This window comes from Paenibacillus sp. ov031 (genome assembly GCF_900143165.1).
In the GTDB taxonomy this organism is placed as follows: domain Bacteria; phylum Bacillota; class Bacilli; order Paenibacillales; family Paenibacillaceae; genus Paenibacillus; species Paenibacillus marchantiae.
In genome coordinates this window covers 158,866-177,077 of record NZ_FRDO01000009.1, presented here as the reverse complement: position 1 = coordinate 177,077, position 18,212 = coordinate 158,866, and the positions used below count along the sequence as shown (strand labels likewise).

Below are 18,212 nucleotides of genomic sequence, written 5' to 3'. Positions count from 1 at the left end.
GGCCAGACAGGGTCTCTTATTCGCTCAGCAGATCGGGAGATTAAACTGAAAGATTGTACCCTGTCCTTCTTTGCTTGAAAAGGAGATATGTCCCCCGTGCGCCTCAATAATGCTTTTGCAGATAGACAAACCTAGGCCTGTCCCTTCGTGAGCGTTTCTGTTTGACCAGGAAGTCTGGCCTTTAAAATAACGTTCAAAAACAAAAGGCATGTCCTGTGCACGTATTCCCTGACCTGAATCAGCGATTGTAACGTTGAGTTGGTCGGCTTCCAACTCTACATTTATACGAATGGCGTCTCCTGGAGAAGTATGCTTAAGAGCGTTCGAGACTAGATTGGAAATGACTTGTTCAATTCGAATAGGGTCCATTTGGATTAATACATTTGGAATGTTTTTGGGTGCTTCATAGATCATTCCACTCGTTAGAACAACATGTCCAATCGGTTTTAACATACGCTCAAAGGTGGGGCTGCTATATACTTCATAAGGCTCCACCGATATCTGGCCCAGCTCTTGCAATGCATGAACAAGCAGGTCCTCGACAAGACGGGCTGTTTTGTCCGTATTGGTCTGCATGACTTTCATATACTCCATCAGAGTTTCTTTATCGGAGCATATTCCTTCCAGAATAGCTTCTATGTAGGCTTTTACTGTTGTAATCGGTGTTTTGATATCATGAGAAATATTGGTAATTAGTTCTTTTTGCGCAGTTTCCTGCCGGATACGAAGTTCGCTTAAATGCATAATTTCTGTACGCATCAGATCAAACATGGCGTATAGTTCGCTCATCTCATCCATGCGTTTATACTGTACCGGTTCATTATATTGTCCTTTGAGAATGGATTCGGCATGTTTCTTCAACTGATGAATGGGGGAGAGCAGCTGTGTCTTAAATTTTCTCTTCATCAACACTAGATAAATGCCAAGAACCATAGAGGTGATCAAAAGCGTACCCAAAATAAAGAAAGGGAATATCACCGTTTCTTTCACCATAACCAATGCCTTAGGAATCGTGAAGAGGGCATTGCCGATCTGGCTTCCTTCGGGACCAGCCATAACAGGGAAAGCGATGTTAAGCGAATCGTTTCCGTTCGTGGCCTGTACGGCATGATTCAGATCATAATGCAGGGCTGATCGCAGATTGACTTGTTTTCCTTCGGAGGTGGGAGAAGAGGACAGCAATATAGTCCCATCCAATCCAACATAAGAAAGCTCTACCCCGTTTTCCTTGACGATAGAAAGAAGATTTTCTCGTACTCTTGTTTCCTGCAGGAGATGAATATTCTGTTCCAGGTTAAGCAGGATGGGGTTAACCCGGAGACGAACTTGCTGGATGGACACAGAAGACTCAGTCGAATTTCGGTTTTCTAGCAGATTAAGAAATAAAACCAGACTACATCCGATCAGAATAAACAGGAGGAAGAACGATGCTTTGAGCCATCGTGCCGACCAGGTGTTCAGTGACATGTTGTCTCCTCCAATCTTTGCCTATTCATGATTGAATTTGTATCCTACGCCCCAAACGGTCTTTAGAACAGACGGATGGGAGGGATATGCCTCGATTTTTTCTCTCAGCCTGCGAATATACACAGTTACCGTATTTTCATCCCCGTATGCAGCATATCCCCAGATTGCATCGAGCAACTGAGACTTGGAAAAGACCTGATTTTTATTGCTCGTGAGATAATGCAGCAGCTCAAATTCCTTGGCGGAAAGAGAAACCTCGTTACCGTCTAAAGTGACCTTATAGGCTTTCTTATCAATTTCCAGGTTAGCCAAACGTAGTAGATTTGTTCCGTCTCGTTCGGTCACTAAAGCTAAACTGTCATATCGTCTGAAATGAGCATTGATGCGGGCGAGTAACTCGCTTAGGGAGAAGGGTTTGGTCATATAGTCATCCGCCCCGAATCCCAGGCCGAGCACCTTGTCGGTATCACTGCCTCGTGCACTCAATATGAGAATTGGAATGTTGTTTCTCCGCCGAATTTCCCGGCATACATCGATCCCGTCCATATCCGGAAGCATGATATCTAGAATAATGTAATCCGGCTGGAGCATATCCATCATCTGCAACCCGTCTTGTCCATTGCTGGCCACTGCGGCTTCATACTGATTTTTGGTCAAATAATCTCGCAAAATGCGCGAAATATCATGTTCGTCTTCGATAATTAAAATTTTACGTTTGGTTTCCATTGAAATCTCTCCAAATAGTAGAGTGGTAGTGTATAAGACTAATCCTATGTATGAATCTGTAAGAATACTATATTTTAACTATACAGGTTTGTTTTCGTGAAGTCATGGGAACTACAAGAGGTTTTTTTGAAAGAAAGCAGCCGATTGAAATCAGCTGCTTTCATTATAAAGAAGGAAGAGGATCGAGCCACAACTACACTTATAAATGCTCCAGATCAATGGATTGATGGGCCTGGGATTTGAGATATTCAGCCGGGGACATTCCAAAGTGGGATCGGAATACCCGGTGAAAATAGGAATAGCTTGCAAAGCCGCATGTTTCGGCAATATGCTCTAGGGTCATATCGCTGTACTTCATACGCTCCAAGGCAGCGTTCAGCCGAATCTCAATCGCATACTGGATCATCGTTTGGCCGTAGTGCTCCTTGAACAATCGCACCGCACGAGACAGGCTTAGTCCTGCGTAGCGGGCGGCTTCTTCGAGTTTGAAGGTCACAGTGGCATGTTCTTCAATGAATCGTTTCAGCTTCAGTGTCGAAGAAACAGAACGATCCGTCTGGATATTCTCCTTGATGGCCCGATCGATATACAGACACAAACCACGCAGCAGTACGTCATTCAGTTCTATATTTTCCTCCAGCGGTCCACGGCGTTTCTCCAGGAGCATACTGCGCCAGAGACTGACCAATTTATCATCCAGCCCGATGTGGCTCACCGTGGATCGATGATGACGCTTCCACCAGCTATCAATCCATTCCCCTTCACAGAACAAATAATAGTCTCCGCTGGACAACCTGCCCTCCTTATGAGGTTCTTCTACCACGAGATAGTAATCGTCTCCGGGTTTAAGCAGTAGTAAATCGCCGCCAGTCATCTTAAATTCTTCATCCTGCACATATACCTTGCAAGAGCCTTCGGTTTGCAGACGGAACAGATAAGTCTGCAACTCGCCCTTCATATTATGGTTAAACGCCTTATAGTGATAGGAATAGTCACAGATCAGTACTGAGGTTTCCAAAAGATGTAATCCTCCAAATTTAAAAATTTGATCAGATAGTTCATGTTCTGACGATATTGTATATGTTCATTCTAGCCTGTTTTGCGTTAGGATGATACCAGATAGAGCAATGAAAGCAAATTTGAGAGCAGAGGTGCATCTATTATGAAAAAACTTAATATTGGTTTGCAATTGTTTACACTCCGTGATGAAACTGCAGCAGATTTCCGTGGAACTTTGCGCAAGGTAGCAGAGCTTGGTTATGAAGGTGTCGAATTCGCCGGATATGGTGACATTCCTGCCGAAGAAATGAAAGCGCTATTGGATGAGCTTGGACTGAAAGGTTTTAGCAGCCACGTTTCATTACATGCTATGCGTGAAGATCTGCAACAACAAATCGACTACCTCAAAACTATTGGGGCTCAATATATGATCTGCCCTTACCTGATGCCCGAAGATCGTCCAGAGAATGCAGAAGGCTGGACCAAACTGTTCAACGAATTGCAACAATATGGTGCAGAAGCGACTAAACAAGGTCTGATCTTCGGTTATCATAACCATGATTTTGAATTCCACGGTCAGGTTGGCGACGAAAATGCCTTTGATGCAATGTTTGTTCAAACGACACCTGAAGCGGTTCAAGTGGAAATGGACGTATGTTGGGTGCAATTTGCTGGACAAAATCCGATTGAGTATATCAACAAATATGCAGGCCGTCTGCCGTTGCTTCACTTGAAAGACTTCAGCAAAGACGAACAGGGCCAGATGAAGACACTGGAACTGGGACAAGGTTCAGTTAATCTGCCAGCTGTTATTGAAGCGGCTACAAGTGCAGGTGTAGAATGGCTGATCGTGGAACAGGACGTTTGCCAGAATCCACCGCTTGAAAGCGTAGCCAACAGCCATAACTGGCTGAAACAGAATTACTTGAACCAATTCTAATTTATTTGTCAAAGGAGACATTTGTACATGAGTAAAATTAAAGTTGCTGTATTCGGCTGTGGAGCCATTGCCGAGCGCAGACATATTCCAGAGTACGCTGCCAATGAGAACGTAGAACTTGTCGCTTTTGCCGATCCGATCGTGGAGCGTGCGGAGAAGATGGCCGAAACTTACGGCGGTAAAGCTTACTCTAGCTACGAAGAATTGCTTGCAAGCGAAGAAGTGGATGCGGTCAGCGTTTGTACGCCGAACTACCTGCATGCTTCGATGGCCATTGCTGCTGCGAATGCCGGTAAACATGTACTGGTGGAAAAACCGATGGCGGTTACTACCGAAGAAGGCGAGCAAATGATTGAAGCTGCCAAGAAAAACGGTGTGTATCTGATGGTTGGACACAACCAACGTTTGATGCCTCCACACGTAAAAGCCAAAGAAATTCTGGACTCCGGCAAACTCGGTAAAGTCCTGAATTTCCGTACTTCCTTTGGTCATCCAGGTCCGGAAGGCTGGAGCGTAGACGGTGCAGAAAGCTGGTTCTTCCGCAAAGAAGAAGCGATTATGGGAGCCATGGGTGACCTGGGCGTGCACAAATCGGACTTTATCCGCTATTTGCTGGATGATGAAGTATCCGAGGTTGCTGGTTTCATCAGCACACTGCACAAGGAAAACACCAAAGTGGACGATAACGCAACATGCCTGCTTCGCATGAAGAGCGGTGCAATCGGTACGCTGGTAGCGAGCTGGACACAATACAGAGCAGGAGATAACAGTACGGTTCTGTGGTGTGAAAATGGTGTGATGAAGATCGGAACGGTAGATGGTGACGAGGTTATCGTTGAGCTGACTAACGGCACGGTTGAAACATACAAAGTTGGCGCAATGTCTACCAACGAGAAACAAGTACCAAGCGGCGTTATTGATGCTTTTGTAGAATCGATTGTAACGCAAACACCTCCAAGCATTTCCGGTGAAGAAGGTCTGCGTTCCCTGCAAGTGATTCTGGCAGCATTTGAATCCGAGAAGACTGGTCAAATCGTGAAGCTGTAATCGTAACGATATCATCGTCATTACTTAAAAAATCTGACTATCTCATATTAAAAAGGGGCTTACCTCCAGAGAAATATTTCTGGCGGGTAGTCTCTTTTTATTACTTTTTCATGACAGACAGATGGGTAGAATCCGTAATAGAGGACAAGTCTGGACCCGAAGTTTGGCGATATGCTGATCCTAGCGAAAAGCGATTATTGATCCTGCCTGCGGCATGGCTACAATGGTTGAATGGTTAGCTGGCATTCCAAAAAGGACTGACCACTCCGCTACATCGCGGAAGAGTCAGTCCTTTCACCATCAAGATTGAATTAAAAGTGTATGCCAGTTTTACACGCTTGGTTTCACATTACTGCCCAAATCCAGCCAATCCAGTTCTTCACGAGTTAGTGTGATACGAGAACCTTCGTCACAGGAGAGCAATTCTGCCTGATTCTGGGCACCTATCAACGCACAGGTTGGAAACGGCTGATTCAATACATAAGCGAGAGCAATCTGGATGGGGGAAGTCTTTTTCGACTCGGCCAATTGTTCAGCACGGTGCAAACGTTCCCAGTTACCGTCACTGTAAAACACACGAACCAGATCTTCATTGTCCCGAACTTCAGGTGTGAATCGTCCGGTAAAAAAGCCACGAGCCTGGGATGACCAGGACAGCAAAGGAAGCTTGGTGCGTTCATGCCATGCCAGTGTTTCATCGTCTGCCGATACACAGCCGGCCCAGAACGGTTCATTCGCTTTGGCGAGACTGAGATTCGGACTGCTGAATGTAAAACCTTTCAGACCGTTAGCAGCTGCATATGCATTAGCTTCTTCTAGCCGCTGCCAGGTCCAGTTGGAGGCGCCGATCGCGCCGATTTTGCCGGATTCAATATGTTCGTTCAATGCTTCGAGAATCACTCCAACGGGTGTGTTGGGATCGTCCCGATGCAGGGCATATAGCTCCACATGTTCCGTTTGCAGCCGTTCCAGACTGGTTAGAAGGTCACTGCGGATAGCATCAGCGTTAACGCGTGGGCCATTCTGGTCATGATGCGCACCTTTGGTCAAAATAACGATCTCGTTACGGTTACCCCGTTCCTGCATATAACGTCCGAGCACTTCTTCACTCTGCCCGCCACAATAAATATGCGCGGAGTCAACGGTATTACCGCCAATCGCCAAGAATGCATCCATGTTCGTAGCTGCTTTCTCATAGGAATCATGGTAAAAATAATCGGTTCCTTTAATCAGTCGGGAGATAGGTTTACCTGCACCAGCAATTTCAATGTATTCCATAATTCAGTTCATCCTCTCTACTTATAGTGTAATGCGTGTACGTTCTTCCGCTGAACGAAGACAAGCTTCGAGTACTTTCATATTGGCTATAGCATCGGATGGATCGAAGCGCAGAGCTTTACCTTGAAGCACAGCTCGTGCCATATCGTCGCCCTGGAGGGAGTAGTGATTGACCTGTGGGACTTCAATCTCCTTACGCTCACCGTCAACAGTTACGAAGAAGTTGGAGCTGCGATCCCTATTGCTGATAAAGGCAGAAGGAACCTCAATGATCCCATCTGTTCCAAGTACCTCCAGTGTGTTGCGGAAGGCTGCCCACATGCTGCTGTCAAAGGTGACGCCAATATGATTGTCGAACTCAAGCAAGCCGGAAGCCATCATATCCACATGATCATGTTCAGGGGAGAACATGCCAATGACGGTTGCCGCCGAAGGCTCTTGACCAAGTATCAAGCGTGCTGCACTGATGGAATAACAGCCGATATCATACAGCGCACCGCCGCCCCAATCACGCCGAAAGCGAACATTACCTGTAGAGCCTGAACTGTTGAACGAAAATGTACTATGAATGCCGCGGATTTCACCAATTTCTCCGCTGGCGATAATATCCTTAATCTGATCATAACGTGGATGGTGTCGGTACATGAGGGCTTCAGCTAGATGCACACCAGCGTCTTCGCAGGCTTGCACCATTTCCCGAGCTTCCTGCTCCGTCAGTGCCAGTGGCTTCTCACACAAAATATGTTTACCAGCTTCTGCGGCACGGAGTGTCCACTCCCGGTGCAGATGGTTCGGAAGCGGGATGTAGACCGCATCAATGGAATCGTCAGCAAGCAAAGCTTCATAGCTGCCATAAGCTTGAGGAATGCCGAGTTTGTCAGCAGTTTGTTTTGCTTTTTCTTCATCTCGACTAGCAATGGCAGTCACTTCATTCAACTCGGATTGCTGCAAACCTGGAATAACGGATCCTACGGCAATGCTAGCGCTACCAAGAATTCCCCAGCGCAGTTTTCGATCTGAATTCATTTGTTGTTTCCTCCTATGAATGAATGTATATTGTGATTATAAGTAATAGATGAATGAATTAAAATGATAATATATTGAAATGAGTTAACACAATATTGTTTAGAAAAGAGAATGGGCCATGATGAGACAGACTGTATTGTTAACCCTACAGGATATTCCGTATTTTTGTTATCCAGAATCCGTTGGACTTTATGTCGACCACCCTGAGCACACCGTATTACGAGAGGCTGGCGCACTTAACAACTTCAATATTCACTACGTTGCTGCGGGCAAGGGCTACGTGGAAGTGGAGGGGGTAGTGCATGAGCTTCGTGCGGGTCAGGCTGTACTGTATTTCCCGTTGCAGCGGCAGCATTACTACAGCAGCGAAGATGACCCATGGGATGTGCGGTGGGTTCATTTTTACGGTGAACGGCTGCATGATTATATGATTGAGCGGGGGTTGCATCGCAACCTGTTGTGGACGCTGCGGCAGCAGGCTCCATGGGAAGAAGCGCATATGGCCCTACTGAATGAAGCCGAGCAGAACCGGATGCTACGTCCTGCCCAACTATCTACCCTGACCTACGCTGTGCTGGCCGAATTCGTGCAGCATGCTGTTCCACTGAAAAGCACACGCACAAGCAAGGCTGAGAGTCGTATCCTTGGACTGCTTCCACAGATGCAGCAGGAGGCATGCCAACCGTTTTTGTTACAGGATTGGGCGGATATGGCGGGTGTGAGTTCGTATTACTTTTGCAAAATGTTCAAGAGTGCCGTGGAAATGACCCCGATGGAATTTATAACCCGTTCGCGGTTGCAGATGGCGAAGCAGTGGCTGCTGGAACGGCCAACGGCCAACATTGGACAGATCGCAGAGGAGGCGGGGTACCCAAATGCCAGTTATTTTAACCGCCAGTTTTTAGCCCATGAAGGCATGACTCCGACCGATTATCGCGGGCTTTACCACAGTTAAATGTAATGATGTCCGTTTGTTTGATTCTGTGGAAATCTTCGACGTTTGACAGAGCGTTCAATCAAGTCTATTATAGATAAATTAAATCCGTATATAATGAGGTGCCCTCATGAAATATTCGAAAGCTACAAACTATGCCCTGCACACCATGCTTTTCCTGGTTGCAACCGAACCGGAACAACTGGTCAGTGTACATCAATTAGCTGAGATGCAAAAAGTATCTCCAACCTATTTGTCTAAAATATTGACCAAGCTGGTCAAAGCCGGCATGATCGAATCGACCTCGGGTGCCAATGGTGGTTATCGGCTTAGTCGGAAGAATCCGGACCCTTCATTTCTGGAGATTATCCATGCCATTGAGGGGCAGGCTTCCTTGTTCGAATGCTCGCAGGATCATAACGAAGGCTGCCTGATTCAGCAGGTGATGGTCCGTGCGGAAGAAGAGATGGAGAGTTATTTGTACAATAAAAAAATGTCTGAGCTGGCTGCCCAGATGAAAGCTGCACATTCCGTATAATATATTTGCTTACATCTTAGATTTCTGGAGGGACAACACATGAGCCAAACAACCATCACAGCACTGGAACAACTGCTTGCACTGGAAAACATTCGGAACACCAAAGCTCGCTATTGCCGTTATATTGATACGAAGCAGTGGGATACATTAGGTGAAGTGTTCGCTCCGGATGCCGTAGCTGATTTCAGTACAGAAGGCAATCCCATCCCGGTATTAACAGGTCGCGACACCATTGTTCAAGTATTCCGAGATTTGGTGCATGTTGCCGTAACTGTGCATCATGTACATAGCGCGGAAGTTGAATTTGTATCCGAGAATGAAGCCAAAGTCATCTCTCCAATGGAAGATTGGGTGACGTTTCCTGAAGGCAATGACAATAAATCCTTTCACGGCTTTGGACACTACCATGAAACGTTTGTCAAAATTGATGGTCAATGGCTCATCCAGCATACTAGCCTGAAGCGTCTTCGTCTGGATCTGTTTGAATAATGTTTGTATTCATATAAGAATATTTAAACGATAATAACGAAAGCCCCAAGAGCGCTATAGCTGCGTCCTTGGGGCTTTGTTTTGTTCAAGCTTTTTCGTTCACTCAGGCTTGCATCCGAGGATCTGCTTAGAGTGAAAGGGTCTGACGTTTCTCTTTTGATAATTGTTGTGTGATAACAAGCATGCCTAATGAAATCAGAACGAGCAGTAGACATACCCAATAGGAATTTCGATATCCCCACGCTCCGGCTGTCCATCCCCCGACCAGACTACCAAATAATCTTCCCAACGTGGAGGCATTGGAATAGAGTGTTGACGCATAGCCGGGCATGGACGGAAGCAGATCCTGCATGTAACTGATACCGATAGCAGAGATGACGGCGACAAAGAATGCGAGCAATAGTTGTCCGGCCAGCAAGTGCCACAGTTCCGTGGAGAACAAAACAATGACATAATAAGCGGCACCCATCAAGGAGCCCCATAACATGAGTGAGCGGTTGGGATATTTAGAGGCGAGCAGACCCAAGCCTAACATAATCGGAATTTCGAGCCCCGCGCAAAGACTGGAGATCCAGCCAACTTCCCGGGTTCCCCCGCCCAGATGGTGAATAATGAACAGTGATGCATTCAGATTATTCATCCAATGTGCCATATACAGGAGTGTAGTAATGAGAAAAGGCATATAGATTCTTGCATCCTGATGCAATTTCATTTGTATTCCGCCTGTAGATGCACGGAGGGTAGAAGGCTCGGGAGCCTTTTTTAAGAGAAAGAAAAATAATAACGCATTGATCAAAAAAATAAAACACGTTGAACTAAAAATACCGGTGTATCCAATATACGCAATCAGTAAAGTTCCGAGTAAAGGTCCTGTAATAAATCCCAGTGAAAACGCGGAGCGCAGGGTTGAATTGGCCACAGCATGATCGACGTCCGTTGCGGTATTGACCGCTTCTCTTGCAGCTGCGAACAATTGTGGCATGGCGGGAGATCCGAGCGCAGTCAGCACCGTCATATAGATAAATAATAAAGTGAAGTCGTGAATCCACAGATATCCGCCAAAAGCCAGAGCATTGCAAATCATGGCAGTCACCAGAATTATTTTACGAGCTCCGGGTTGATCTGATCGTCTGGCGATCCAGGAACTGAACAACACACCCGCCATAAGAGTTACGGCAGTGAATAATCCGAATGTTGCGATGGATACTTCAAGGCGGGTTGTAAAGTAGACCGCAAGAAAGGGCGCGCTGATTGAAATAGCCATACCTTGCAATAACATACAAACGAGAAACAGCCGGTATGTAGGGATACGAAATAGTGAATTAAACTGTTGAAGCTTCATGTGCGAAAGACATCCCCTTGGTTTTATCATTTTCAAAATATCTATACGATCTGGTTATAATATAAGAATAACAGAGATCAAGTAATACGTATTGATATCTTATAGTCTAATAACAAACAAAAAGCCAGAGATCAGACCCTATCGGTCCAATCCCTGGCTTTCTTATATGAAGAATCTATTATAAGTAAGATCCTATAAAACCTGCTTAGTGTGAAACGACGGTTTTCTTCCGTGACTGCATTCTCAGATACACCTGTGAGAAAACAATGGATGCCAGAGCTACTGCGGTCATGCCCCAAAAAATGTTGGTGTACGCCGAGGCTAATGGCAATTGCTGCATGGCTGTCAATGCCACGCCAGTTACGGCAACACTAAATGCTCCGCTGAAGAACTGGCTAAGCTGGAACAGTCCCATGCCTGCACCTACTTGATCCATCGTCAGATTGCCCGACAATTCATTAGATACGCTTGTTGTCAGTGCAGAGAATCCTACGCTAAGCAGAATGTATACGGCCATAATGGCATAGATGCTGTCGTCTGCAAATAGAGCAAACAATCCGGCAGCAGCTAGCAGCAACCATGGTGCGAACTTGAGCAGTTGTGTATTGCCGTGTCGGTCAATCATGCGGCCAATCCGATTGGATAACAGCATGGACACGATTGCACCCGGGAAGATGACAAGCCCAGACTGGGCCGGAGTCAGGCCATACAGATGTGCCAGAATTTGCGGTAGCAGGAACAGCGTTGAGAAGTTGTTAATATACGAGACAATCCCCAGTGAGCTGAGCATCATATATTTTTTGTTTTTGAACAGAGCCGGTTGCACAAAGGGATCAGCCGCACGGCGAATTCGTAGCCAGAACAGGACCAGTGCAGCCGCACCAATAACGAGGGTTACCCATTCACGTGAAGTCAGGAATAGCAGGACACCGGTTGTTCCAATCGCCAGTAACAGCGCGCCGAGCAAGTCGAATGACCCCTTTTGCGGCATCTCACTTGGAAGCAATTTGAAAAATACAGGGATCAGAAACAAGGTTAGTCCAGTAACGATAAACAGATCATGCCATCCGAGGAACTGTGTAATACTGCCGCCGATCACAGGTCCAAGTCCAAGACCCAGTGAGCTGGCCGACATGACAACAGCCATGGATTTCCCCCGGCGGTCACTTGGAATGTAACGAGTAATAAGAACGATAGCTAGCCCTGGTACAGAAGCTGCACCCGCAGCCTGAATCAGACGTGCAATGAGCAGAAGGATAAAATGGTTACTGAAGAAACCAAGAACGGATGCCGCACCAAGCAGTGTAAGACCGGTCGTAAACAGGGTGCGAATCGGAATAAAATCCGATAGACGTGAGAACGTGATCGAGGAAATAGCAAAAACGATGGAATAACCGGTGACAATCCAGGAAGAAGAGACAGATGAGAGCATAAATTCAGCTGCAATTTTGGGTAGGGCCAGATTGAACATCATCGTATTCATAACGACAAGCACAACCGTGAAGCCAAGTAGACTTACGATTAACCCTTCCTGTTTTCCTGCTGTCCGTTCCCCAGATGATGCAGTTGCGGTGTTGTTCATAAAAACCTCCTAGATTGATGTGTATTTCGCAACATTTCAGAAACGGTGTGTAACATTTGCAAAATGTGGTATAGAGTGAATCCCATGCCTGACAGCAGGGATACATAAACGAAATATGTTTGTAAGTTCGATTGGTATCGAACATTAGAAATATATCATGGAACTATGCTAAAATACAATGGATAGTCTGAAAAAAAAGGAGACTACAACGATGAAAATTTTGCACCATCCTCAAGTGGAGGATATCGAACTTTCTTCCGTATTGTACGCATTAAGTGATCCGATCCGTCTTGGGATAGTAACCGAAGCAGCCAGAAATGGTGAGCAGCCATGCAGTCATTTTCGTGTACCTGTTGTAAAATCTACGATGTCACACCATGTTCGGACCCTGCGGGAAGCCGGAGTCATTCGGGTGAGAGTACAAGGTACACAGCATTTCCTGACGCTAAGATCCGAGGATCTGGAAGTGCGTTTTCCTGGTCTGTTGCAGCCTTTATTACAAGCGGCAGCTCAGTCTGAAATACATGATTCCTAAAAAATGTCCTTTCTTCAAGTTGAAGAGGGGACATTTTTTTATGTTGGGTATATTCCATACTGCTGCGACATTCTATGTCGTACCATGCCCTCTATAATAACGGTGAACACACAAACCATATCGAAAAGAGGTTCACAAACGTTGGCAAAAACAAAAAGAGGACGCGTCCTGTGGAATCTACCATCCCGAGGAAGAGGAACATGCCCGGTGTGCAGCAGCACCCGGATTAAATTGTTGTATTCGCAAACGAAAACTGATGGTACAAGTTTGAAAGTATGCAAGAAATGCTCCAAAGCTGTGCAGTCCAGAGTGGACAAGGTAACCGTATAATATAACAGGCCTGTTCTTCGGAACGGGCCATGTCTTTTGGTATAATACAATTACGAAATACGGAATGAGACAGGGGGGCGGGGAAATGAGCAATATGCATCGTATTCACTGGTTTGACGAGCAGATTCGGAGTGGACGTTTTCCGAACAGCAGCTGGCTTGCACGTGAATTTGAAATATCCCGGCGCCAGGCCCAGCGTGATATCGAATATATGGCGATTTCTCTACGTGCCCCCCTGGTGTATATAGCAAAATATCGGGGGTATTGTTACGAGGATCAGACCTACCGGCTGCCCCATTTATATATGACGGAAGAAGAACAGCGGGTGCTTAAGTATCTGGCGCATCGTTATCGGCATTACAATTATGATCAATCAGATGCGGTGAAGCGTGTGGCGCATTTGCTGGAGCGTTTTACGCTCGAGGAACAGCAGACGGGAAGCAGTCAGTTTCCTGTGTTTAAAGCAGATCCGCAGCAGCTTCAGTTTTTTGAAATTTTGTCCAATGCGATTGCCGAATCCCGCAAAGTACATATCCATTACAGAGATCATGCCGGAGAACGGCAATTTACCTGGTGTCCATTGAAAATGCTGTCTCAGTTCAACGCCGATTATGTGGTTGGTTATGAAATGGACCCTTTACAGCAAACGGCCATCCGGCTGGAGGGCATGATTCATGTGCAGATGACGAACGAGACGTTTCAGTGTCAGACAGATAGGTTGCTGGGTGCATGGGAAGAGGCGTTGCCTGTCCGTAAACCGTTTGTCGCTGAGATAAGGCTGAAAGAAGTGCAGCAAACAGAACTGTGGCAAGGATATCGGATTAAGGAGAAGCAAGATCAGATTCATTGGATTGAATTTTACGATACGGATGCTTTCCTACAGCATTTGTTTATTAGTGAGTGGGAGGAATTGTTGTCTCCATCGTGGCTTAGACGAAAGCTGCAGCAAAGTGCTGAAAGCATAATCGATAGGCTCGCCGTACAGCACAAGGCAAATGTGAATTAGAGCAACCACAGAGAGGAGATTTTTTTTGACTGAAGTTGTGTTAGAAAACCTGATGATGAAGCGGGAGTCCAAATCGTATGTGGATAGCCTACACGCCATATTGACCCATGCGGGTCTGTTTCAGGGTTCCAAGTATCTGCTAGCTGGATATACGGGTATGGCATTCAAACTATCGGTGCATCGCAGACTACTGCCCATGTCGGTTACAGCCTATGGTCAATGGGGAGAATCCCATCGCCCTGGAATCGATAACATGGGGATATTCACGATCTGGGATGGGGGACGGACACGTCATCCCACATTCGGGTATTACCAGCGGGATGCGGTAAATTGGGTGAAGCGCAGTCTGGATGAAGGCATCGGGGTGATCTACTGGATTCCGGAATTTGGTGTCATTCATGGGTATGATGACAGTGATCGCATCTTTTACGTGCAAGATGGCTGGGGCAAGGAACCACAGATTATGCTGTATGACAATTTCGGATTAAACTTCACCGGGTTTTGGTATTGTCAGGTCTTTGGTGACCAGGTACATATCCCTGAACAAGAGATGCTGTTGGAATCATTGAGATTGGCAATTGAGGATTGGGATATCCCTTATCGTCTACTGCCTGATCGGAATATCGTTTCGGGCAGAATGGCTTATGATGTGTGGGTGCAAGCCCTTCGGGGTGGAGATTACGATGCATCGGGTGCTGCGTATATTTTGGAATCCTATTGCCAGTCCCGAACTGAAATTCAGATGTACTTGCAGGATGCGCGGGGGATATGGACCGAACTGGACCAAGCCTATGCATGTTATGAACAGCTTGGAGCATTGATTATACAGATGAAGGCATGCATGATTCAGGAACATAACAGAAGGATTATGCAGGCAGACGCCACAGAGAAGCTGGCACAGGTTTTATTGGAAGCGAAAGCATTGGAAGAGCAGGCTGTTGATTATTTTCGTTTGATATCCCTAAAGTATCCTGACCGCAAACGGTCCACCGTGCCACGTTGGGGAGCACATTCGGCAAGGTAGGAAGGGAGAAGTAGAGGATGGGGAGCAAAACACTGCCTGATTGGATTCATTTTACACGGAGCAGGAATTCTTCATGTGAACACATATCATGGAACGGAGCGGGCTCTTATATAGATGCGATGTACAGAATTCTGGTGCATAAACAGTGGACGGATTTACCGCGTCACATGATTGCGGGGATGACCGCAAGTGTGTTTCGATTAGTAGTGGATTGGCGTCTAACGACAGAATCAATCTCAGCGTACAACTGGATGGCCGAGAACTTTGTAGCTGCTGATTTCATTGGTGTCACGACCGGACAACACGGGGGATTTTCGTTCGAGCCGACCTTTCCGCTCTATCAGAAACAGGCCCTGTTGGATATTAAAGCTTCCATTGACCGGGGTGTAGGGGCCATTCTGTGGCATGACCAGTTTGTCATCTGCACTGGATATGATGATGGGGAGCGGATGCTGTTTATCTGTGAAAGTGAAGGGAATAAGGTCCTTCATCTGCCCTATGATTCTTTTGGTCGGAACAGTACACCATACTGGTACTATCAGGTGCTTGAATCCCATTCAACTGTAGACATATGGGAAGTATGTAAGGAATCATTAATTCAGGCCGTATACAAATGGGAGACCCATGATTACATGCTACCACCTCAGGATTACGCATGTGGACCTGCTGCTTATGCAGCCATTGCTGATGCCCTACAATCTGGTGTATATGAAACCGATCAAGCTGCCATTGTTTTGCGCTATTATGCTGATTCAAGAAAGGATATGGCCTCCTATGTTGCAGAGCTTGAGCATTTATCCAATCAGATGAATCATGTTGTGCAGGCGTACGCGTTACTCGCAGACCTATATGCTCAGATGATGGAGAAGGTTGAGGATTCAACAGCGTGGGATGCGAAGGAACCAGGGCATGTGCTAAGGGTGATCCATCTGATTGAGCAAGCAGGGGAAACGGAACAGCGTGCCATTGATGCCATTAAGCAGGCCTTCCCAGAGACGATTGGCAATCGTTTTGAGGATATTGGATTAAGATGAATGGAACAGTGCACATACTTCAAAATGGAAAGATTATTGACAAATAGACCGGAAATGACCGCTGAGTGCGGTCGTTTTCGATCTTATTTGAGTTTAAGTAAGCCACATATATGGGCGGGTTGAAAGACGACCCTCATACATTAACTGCACTAGCTTTCATAGTCTCGCATGAGCTTCAATTCGAGTTGGATCCGATGGAACATGGCGGGGCCAACATTCTGGCTACATTGTCGAAGTTTGCCTGCCAGTCGGTCGTAATGATGTTCGCGATATAACCATCTGGCCGTATCATGACCAGCGTGTCGCTGGTGATGCCGTAGATACGAGTCAATTTGCCGCTGGAGTCATGGAGGACGTTTTGTTCTGAATCGTGTGAGGTATCAACGACGTAGCAGTGTAATTCGGCACCGCTGGTCGGCCAGTTCAACTTGGGAAGTATCTTGGCAGCGTTAGGACCAAAGGCAAGCAAAGTGAAGTGAGGCCCTTGATAGATGTCGAACAGACGCCGTTCCCCACCAGGTCCGTTGCAGGGAGCATCTGGCGCCCGGTCACCGACATGAAGGGTCTTTGTGGCCGATTCTTCGCTAGACGCGAGCGGCCCACCATGGTACGAAAGTCTAAGCTGTCGCTCCTCATCTCCGCGCTTCAGGCTAGCCAGGCGATTTTTGTCTAGATTGGCGTACAGCTCGCTGGATTTGCTGAGGACTCGAGCGGCAATGGGTTGACGCTCGGCCTCGTAGCTGTGAAGCAGACTATCGGGTGCCCCAGCAGTGACCTGCCCTATTTTCCAGCCGAGGTTATAGGCGTCCTGTATACCCGTGTTGAGACCCTGTGCACCGGCCGGGGTATGGACATGAGCAGCATCGCCTGCAATGAAGACACGTCCCGACCGATAGTGTTCAGCCAGTCGAACGTTGGGGCGAAACACCGAACTCCAGGTAATGTCGTAGAGACGCAAACCTGTGAGATTGTGGAATTGAGTGGCCAGTGCGGCTTCGTCAAGGTTAGGCTTTTCATCTGGTGCCAGCCTGATCATGACTTGGAACTGATCGGAGTGTGGCAGCGGGCAGGCTCCGACAAACGTGCCACGTGTGCGTGGCCACATATGCCACCTATTGCGAGACAGTTTGTCGATCGAGCCGTCAATAATGAGCGTACGGTCAGAGTCGGTAGTCTCTCCGATAAATCGGATACCTGCCCCTTTGCGAACGCTGCTCGAACCTCCATCTGCTCCGACGAGATATCTGCTGCGAACCTTCTCCCCGGAAGAGAGAGTCGCCGTTACTCCATCGGCATCCTGTTCGAATTGCTCCAACCCGTTGTTAAATTCAATGGTTAAGCCGAGACGTTTCAGTAGGCGGTGTAAGATGGCATCCGTTTGGTGTTGCGCCAACAGGAGAATGTTTGGATACGGATCGCTCGGTGTTGGTTTATTTTGCTGCTGCATGCGCCAAGGCACAGTTAGCGGTCCAATATGAAAACCGGCAAGCGGGTAAGAACTTCCCTCTGACTGAGCCTCTTCCAGCACGCCGAAGTCCTCCAAAACCTCCTGGGATCTTGGTTGAACTCCCTTGGCACGGGAACCTTGAAAGGCGTGAGGGGCTTTGTCTACGAGTCGGACACGAAGGCCGCGTCGAAGCAGGTCGACTGCAAGAGCGGAGCCAGTCGGTCCAGCTCCAGCGATGAGTACGTCAATATCGTAATGTTGGGTCAGTTGAATCTCCTCCTGATCACCCATATCGCAATGGATGAGATATCATGCTTTGTTTATTGTTTCTGAGAAACTTTTTAATTTCCGATGAAACAATCATAGTTTAATCCTTTACTGCTGTCAATATTGTTTCCAGGAAACTTTAATTGTCGGACATACCCTGATATACTGGTATGAAGCTAACAATCGTTGGAGGAAAATTGA

Annotated in this window: 18 protein-coding genes; 10 read left to right on the top strand and 8 right to left on the bottom strand. The window is 46.8% G+C overall.

Annotated elements, in window-relative coordinates:
• Positions 1-24: 24 nt before the first annotated feature.
• From BUA17_RS27700 to BUA17_RS27690, 3 genes are all read right to left on the bottom strand, one after another.
• A complete protein-coding gene (locus tag BUA17_RS27700; protein WP_072735600.1) occupies positions 25-1,467 on the bottom strand; it encodes a sensor histidine kinase in 1,443 nt (480 codons plus the stop codon).
• Positions 1,468-1,488: 21 nt separating this feature from the next.
• Entirely contained in the window at positions 1,489-2,193 is a 705-nt protein-coding gene (locus tag BUA17_RS27695) for a response regulator transcription factor (protein WP_072735599.1), read from the bottom strand.
• 199 nt (positions 2,194-2,392) lie between these two features.
• Positions 2,393-3,211 (bottom strand): helix-turn-helix domain-containing protein, encoded by an 819-nt coding sequence (locus tag BUA17_RS27690; protein WP_072735598.1) that lies wholly within the window; start codon positions 3,209-3,211, stop codon positions 2,393-2,395.
• A gap of 144 nt (positions 3,212-3,355) precedes the next feature.
• Between BUA17_RS27690 and BUA17_RS27685 the strand changes: the two genes are divergently transcribed.
• Entirely contained in the window at positions 3,356-4,132 is a 777-nt protein-coding gene (locus tag BUA17_RS27685; RefSeq protein WP_063567070.1) for a sugar phosphate isomerase/epimerase family protein, read from the top strand.
• A gap of 27 nt (positions 4,133-4,159) precedes the next feature.
• Entirely contained in the window at positions 4,160-5,179 is a 1,020-nt protein-coding gene (locus BUA17_RS27680; protein WP_063567071.1) for a Gfo/Idh/MocA family protein, read from the top strand.
• Positions 5,180-5,509: 330 nt separating this feature from the next.
• Here BUA17_RS27680 and BUA17_RS27675 read toward each other — a convergent pair whose 3' ends face one another.
• Positions 5,510-6,457, bottom strand: a complete 948-nt coding sequence (locus tag BUA17_RS27675; protein ID WP_063567072.1) for an aldo/keto reductase — start codon at positions 6,455-6,457, stop codon at positions 5,510-5,512.
• Positions 6,458-6,478: 21 nt separating this feature from the next.
• Entirely contained in the window at positions 6,479-7,483 is a 1,005-nt protein-coding gene (locus BUA17_RS27670; RefSeq protein WP_072735597.1) for a Gfo/Idh/MocA family protein, read from the bottom strand.
• Positions 7,484-7,601: 118 nt separating this feature from the next.
• On the opposite strand from BUA17_RS27670, the gene BUA17_RS27665 reads away from it, so the two are divergent.
• The 3 genes from BUA17_RS27665 (at position 7,602) to BUA17_RS27655 (ending at position 9,444) form a co-directional block, all read left to right on the top strand.
• The gene (locus BUA17_RS27665) at positions 7,602-8,438 is read left to right on the top strand and encodes an AraC family transcriptional regulator (RefSeq protein WP_072735596.1); all 837 of its coding nucleotides are present in this window, start codon (positions 7,602-7,604) and stop codon (positions 8,436-8,438) included.
• A 109-nt stretch (positions 8,439-8,547) separates the two neighbouring features.
• Complete coding sequence (locus BUA17_RS27660; RefSeq protein WP_072735595.1) at positions 8,548-8,955, top strand: Rrf2 family transcriptional regulator; 408 nt, start codon at positions 8,548-8,550, stop codon at positions 8,953-8,955.
• Positions 8,956-8,994: 39 nt separating this feature from the next.
• On the top strand, positions 8,995-9,444 hold the full coding sequence (locus BUA17_RS27655; protein ID WP_072735594.1) for a nuclear transport factor 2 family protein: 450 nt from the start codon (positions 8,995-8,997) through the stop codon (positions 9,442-9,444).
• 127 nt (positions 9,445-9,571) lie between these two features.
• Here the strand turns inward: BUA17_RS27655 and BUA17_RS27650 are convergent, their stop codons facing one another.
• Both BUA17_RS27650 and BUA17_RS27645 read right to left on the bottom strand, forming a co-directional pair.
• Positions 9,572-10,786 (bottom strand): sugar efflux transporter, encoded by a 1,215-nt coding sequence (locus tag BUA17_RS27650; RefSeq protein WP_072735593.1) that lies wholly within the window; start codon positions 10,784-10,786, stop codon positions 9,572-9,574.
• 205 nt (positions 10,787-10,991) lie between these two features.
• Complete coding sequence (locus BUA17_RS27645) at positions 10,992-12,368, bottom strand: MFS transporter (RefSeq protein WP_072735592.1); 1,377 nt, start codon at positions 12,366-12,368, stop codon at positions 10,992-10,994.
• Positions 12,369-12,579: 211 nt separating this feature from the next.
• Between BUA17_RS27645 and BUA17_RS27640 the strand changes: the two genes are divergently transcribed.
• The 5 genes from BUA17_RS27640 to BUA17_RS27620 all read left to right on the top strand — a co-directional run bounded on the left by BUA17_RS27640 (position 12,580) and on the right by BUA17_RS27620 (position 16,297).
• Positions 12,580-12,903, top strand: coding sequence for an ArsR/SmtB family transcription factor (locus BUA17_RS27640; protein ID WP_072735591.1), 324 nt, complete (start codon positions 12,580-12,582; stop codon positions 12,901-12,903).
• 141 nt (positions 12,904-13,044) lie between these two features.
• A complete protein-coding gene (locus BUA17_RS31805) occupies positions 13,045-13,233 on the top strand; it encodes a hypothetical protein (RefSeq protein ID WP_072735590.1) in 189 nt (62 codons plus the stop codon).
• A gap of 85 nt (positions 13,234-13,318) precedes the next feature.
• Positions 13,319-14,239, top strand: a complete 921-nt coding sequence (locus BUA17_RS27630; RefSeq protein WP_072735589.1) for a helix-turn-helix transcriptional regulator — start codon at positions 13,319-13,321, stop codon at positions 14,237-14,239.
• Positions 14,240-14,264: 25 nt separating this feature from the next.
• On the top strand, positions 14,265-15,263 hold the full coding sequence (locus BUA17_RS27625; RefSeq protein ID WP_244552239.1) for a cysteine peptidase family C39 domain-containing protein: 999 nt from the start codon (positions 14,265-14,267) through the stop codon (positions 15,261-15,263).
• 17 nt (positions 15,264-15,280) lie between these two features.
• Positions 15,281-16,297, top strand: coding sequence for a hypothetical protein (locus BUA17_RS27620; RefSeq protein WP_072735588.1), 1,017 nt, complete (start codon positions 15,281-15,283; stop codon positions 16,295-16,297).
• A 175-nt stretch (positions 16,298-16,472) separates the two neighbouring features.
• Here the strand turns inward: BUA17_RS27620 and BUA17_RS27615 are convergent, their stop codons facing one another.
• A complete protein-coding gene (locus BUA17_RS27615; protein WP_072735587.1) occupies positions 16,473-18,035 on the bottom strand; it encodes an FAD-dependent monooxygenase in 1,563 nt (520 codons plus the stop codon).
• Positions 18,036-18,212 lie beyond the last annotated feature (177 nt).

Bases quoted from the DNA above. Each gene is read 5' to 3' on its own strand.
- BUA17_RS27700 (WP_072735600.1), bottom strand. From the start codon at position 1,467: ATGTCACTGAACACCTGGTCGGCACGATGGCTCAAAGCATCGTTCTTC.
- BUA17_RS27615 (WP_072735587.1), bottom strand. From the start codon at position 18,035: ATGGGTGATCAGGAGGAGATTCAACTGACCCAACATTACGATATTGAC.
- BUA17_RS27695 (WP_072735599.1), bottom strand. From the start codon at position 2,193: ATGGAAACCAAACGTAAAATTTTAATTATCGAAGACGAACATGATATT.
- BUA17_RS27660 (WP_072735595.1), top strand. From the start codon at position 8,548: ATGAAATATTCGAAAGCTACAAACTATGCCCTGCACACCATGCTTTTC.
- BUA17_RS27680 (WP_063567071.1), top strand. From the start codon at position 4,160: ATGAGTAAAATTAAAGTTGCTGTATTCGGCTGTGGAGCCATTGCCGAG.
- BUA17_RS27685 (WP_063567070.1), top strand. From the start codon at position 3,356: ATGAAAAAACTTAATATTGGTTTGCAATTGTTTACACTCCGTGATGAA.
- BUA17_RS27675 (WP_063567072.1), bottom strand. From the start codon at position 6,457: ATGGAATACATTGAAATTGCTGGTGCAGGTAAACCTATCTCCCGACTG.
- BUA17_RS27640 (WP_072735591.1), top strand. From the start codon at position 12,580: ATGAAAATTTTGCACCATCCTCAAGTGGAGGATATCGAACTTTCTTCC.
- BUA17_RS27630 (WP_072735589.1), top strand. From the start codon at position 13,319: ATGAGCAATATGCATCGTATTCACTGGTTTGACGAGCAGATTCGGAGT.
- BUA17_RS27650 (WP_072735593.1), bottom strand. From the start codon at position 10,786: ATGAAGCTTCAACAGTTTAATTCACTATTTCGTATCCCTACATACCGG.
- BUA17_RS27655 (WP_072735594.1), top strand. From the start codon at position 8,995: ATGAGCCAAACAACCATCACAGCACTGGAACAACTGCTTGCACTGGAA.
- BUA17_RS27620 (WP_072735588.1), top strand. From the start codon at position 15,281: ATGGGGAGCAAAACACTGCCTGATTGGATTCATTTTACACGGAGCAGG.
- BUA17_RS27665 (WP_072735596.1), top strand. From the start codon at position 7,602: ATGATGAGACAGACTGTATTGTTAACCCTACAGGATATTCCGTATTTT.
- BUA17_RS27670 (WP_072735597.1), bottom strand. From the start codon at position 7,483: ATGAATTCAGATCGAAAACTGCGCTGGGGAATTCTTGGTAGCGCTAGC.
- BUA17_RS27645 (WP_072735592.1), bottom strand. From the start codon at position 12,368: ATGAACAACACCGCAACTGCATCATCTGGGGAACGGACAGCAGGAAAA.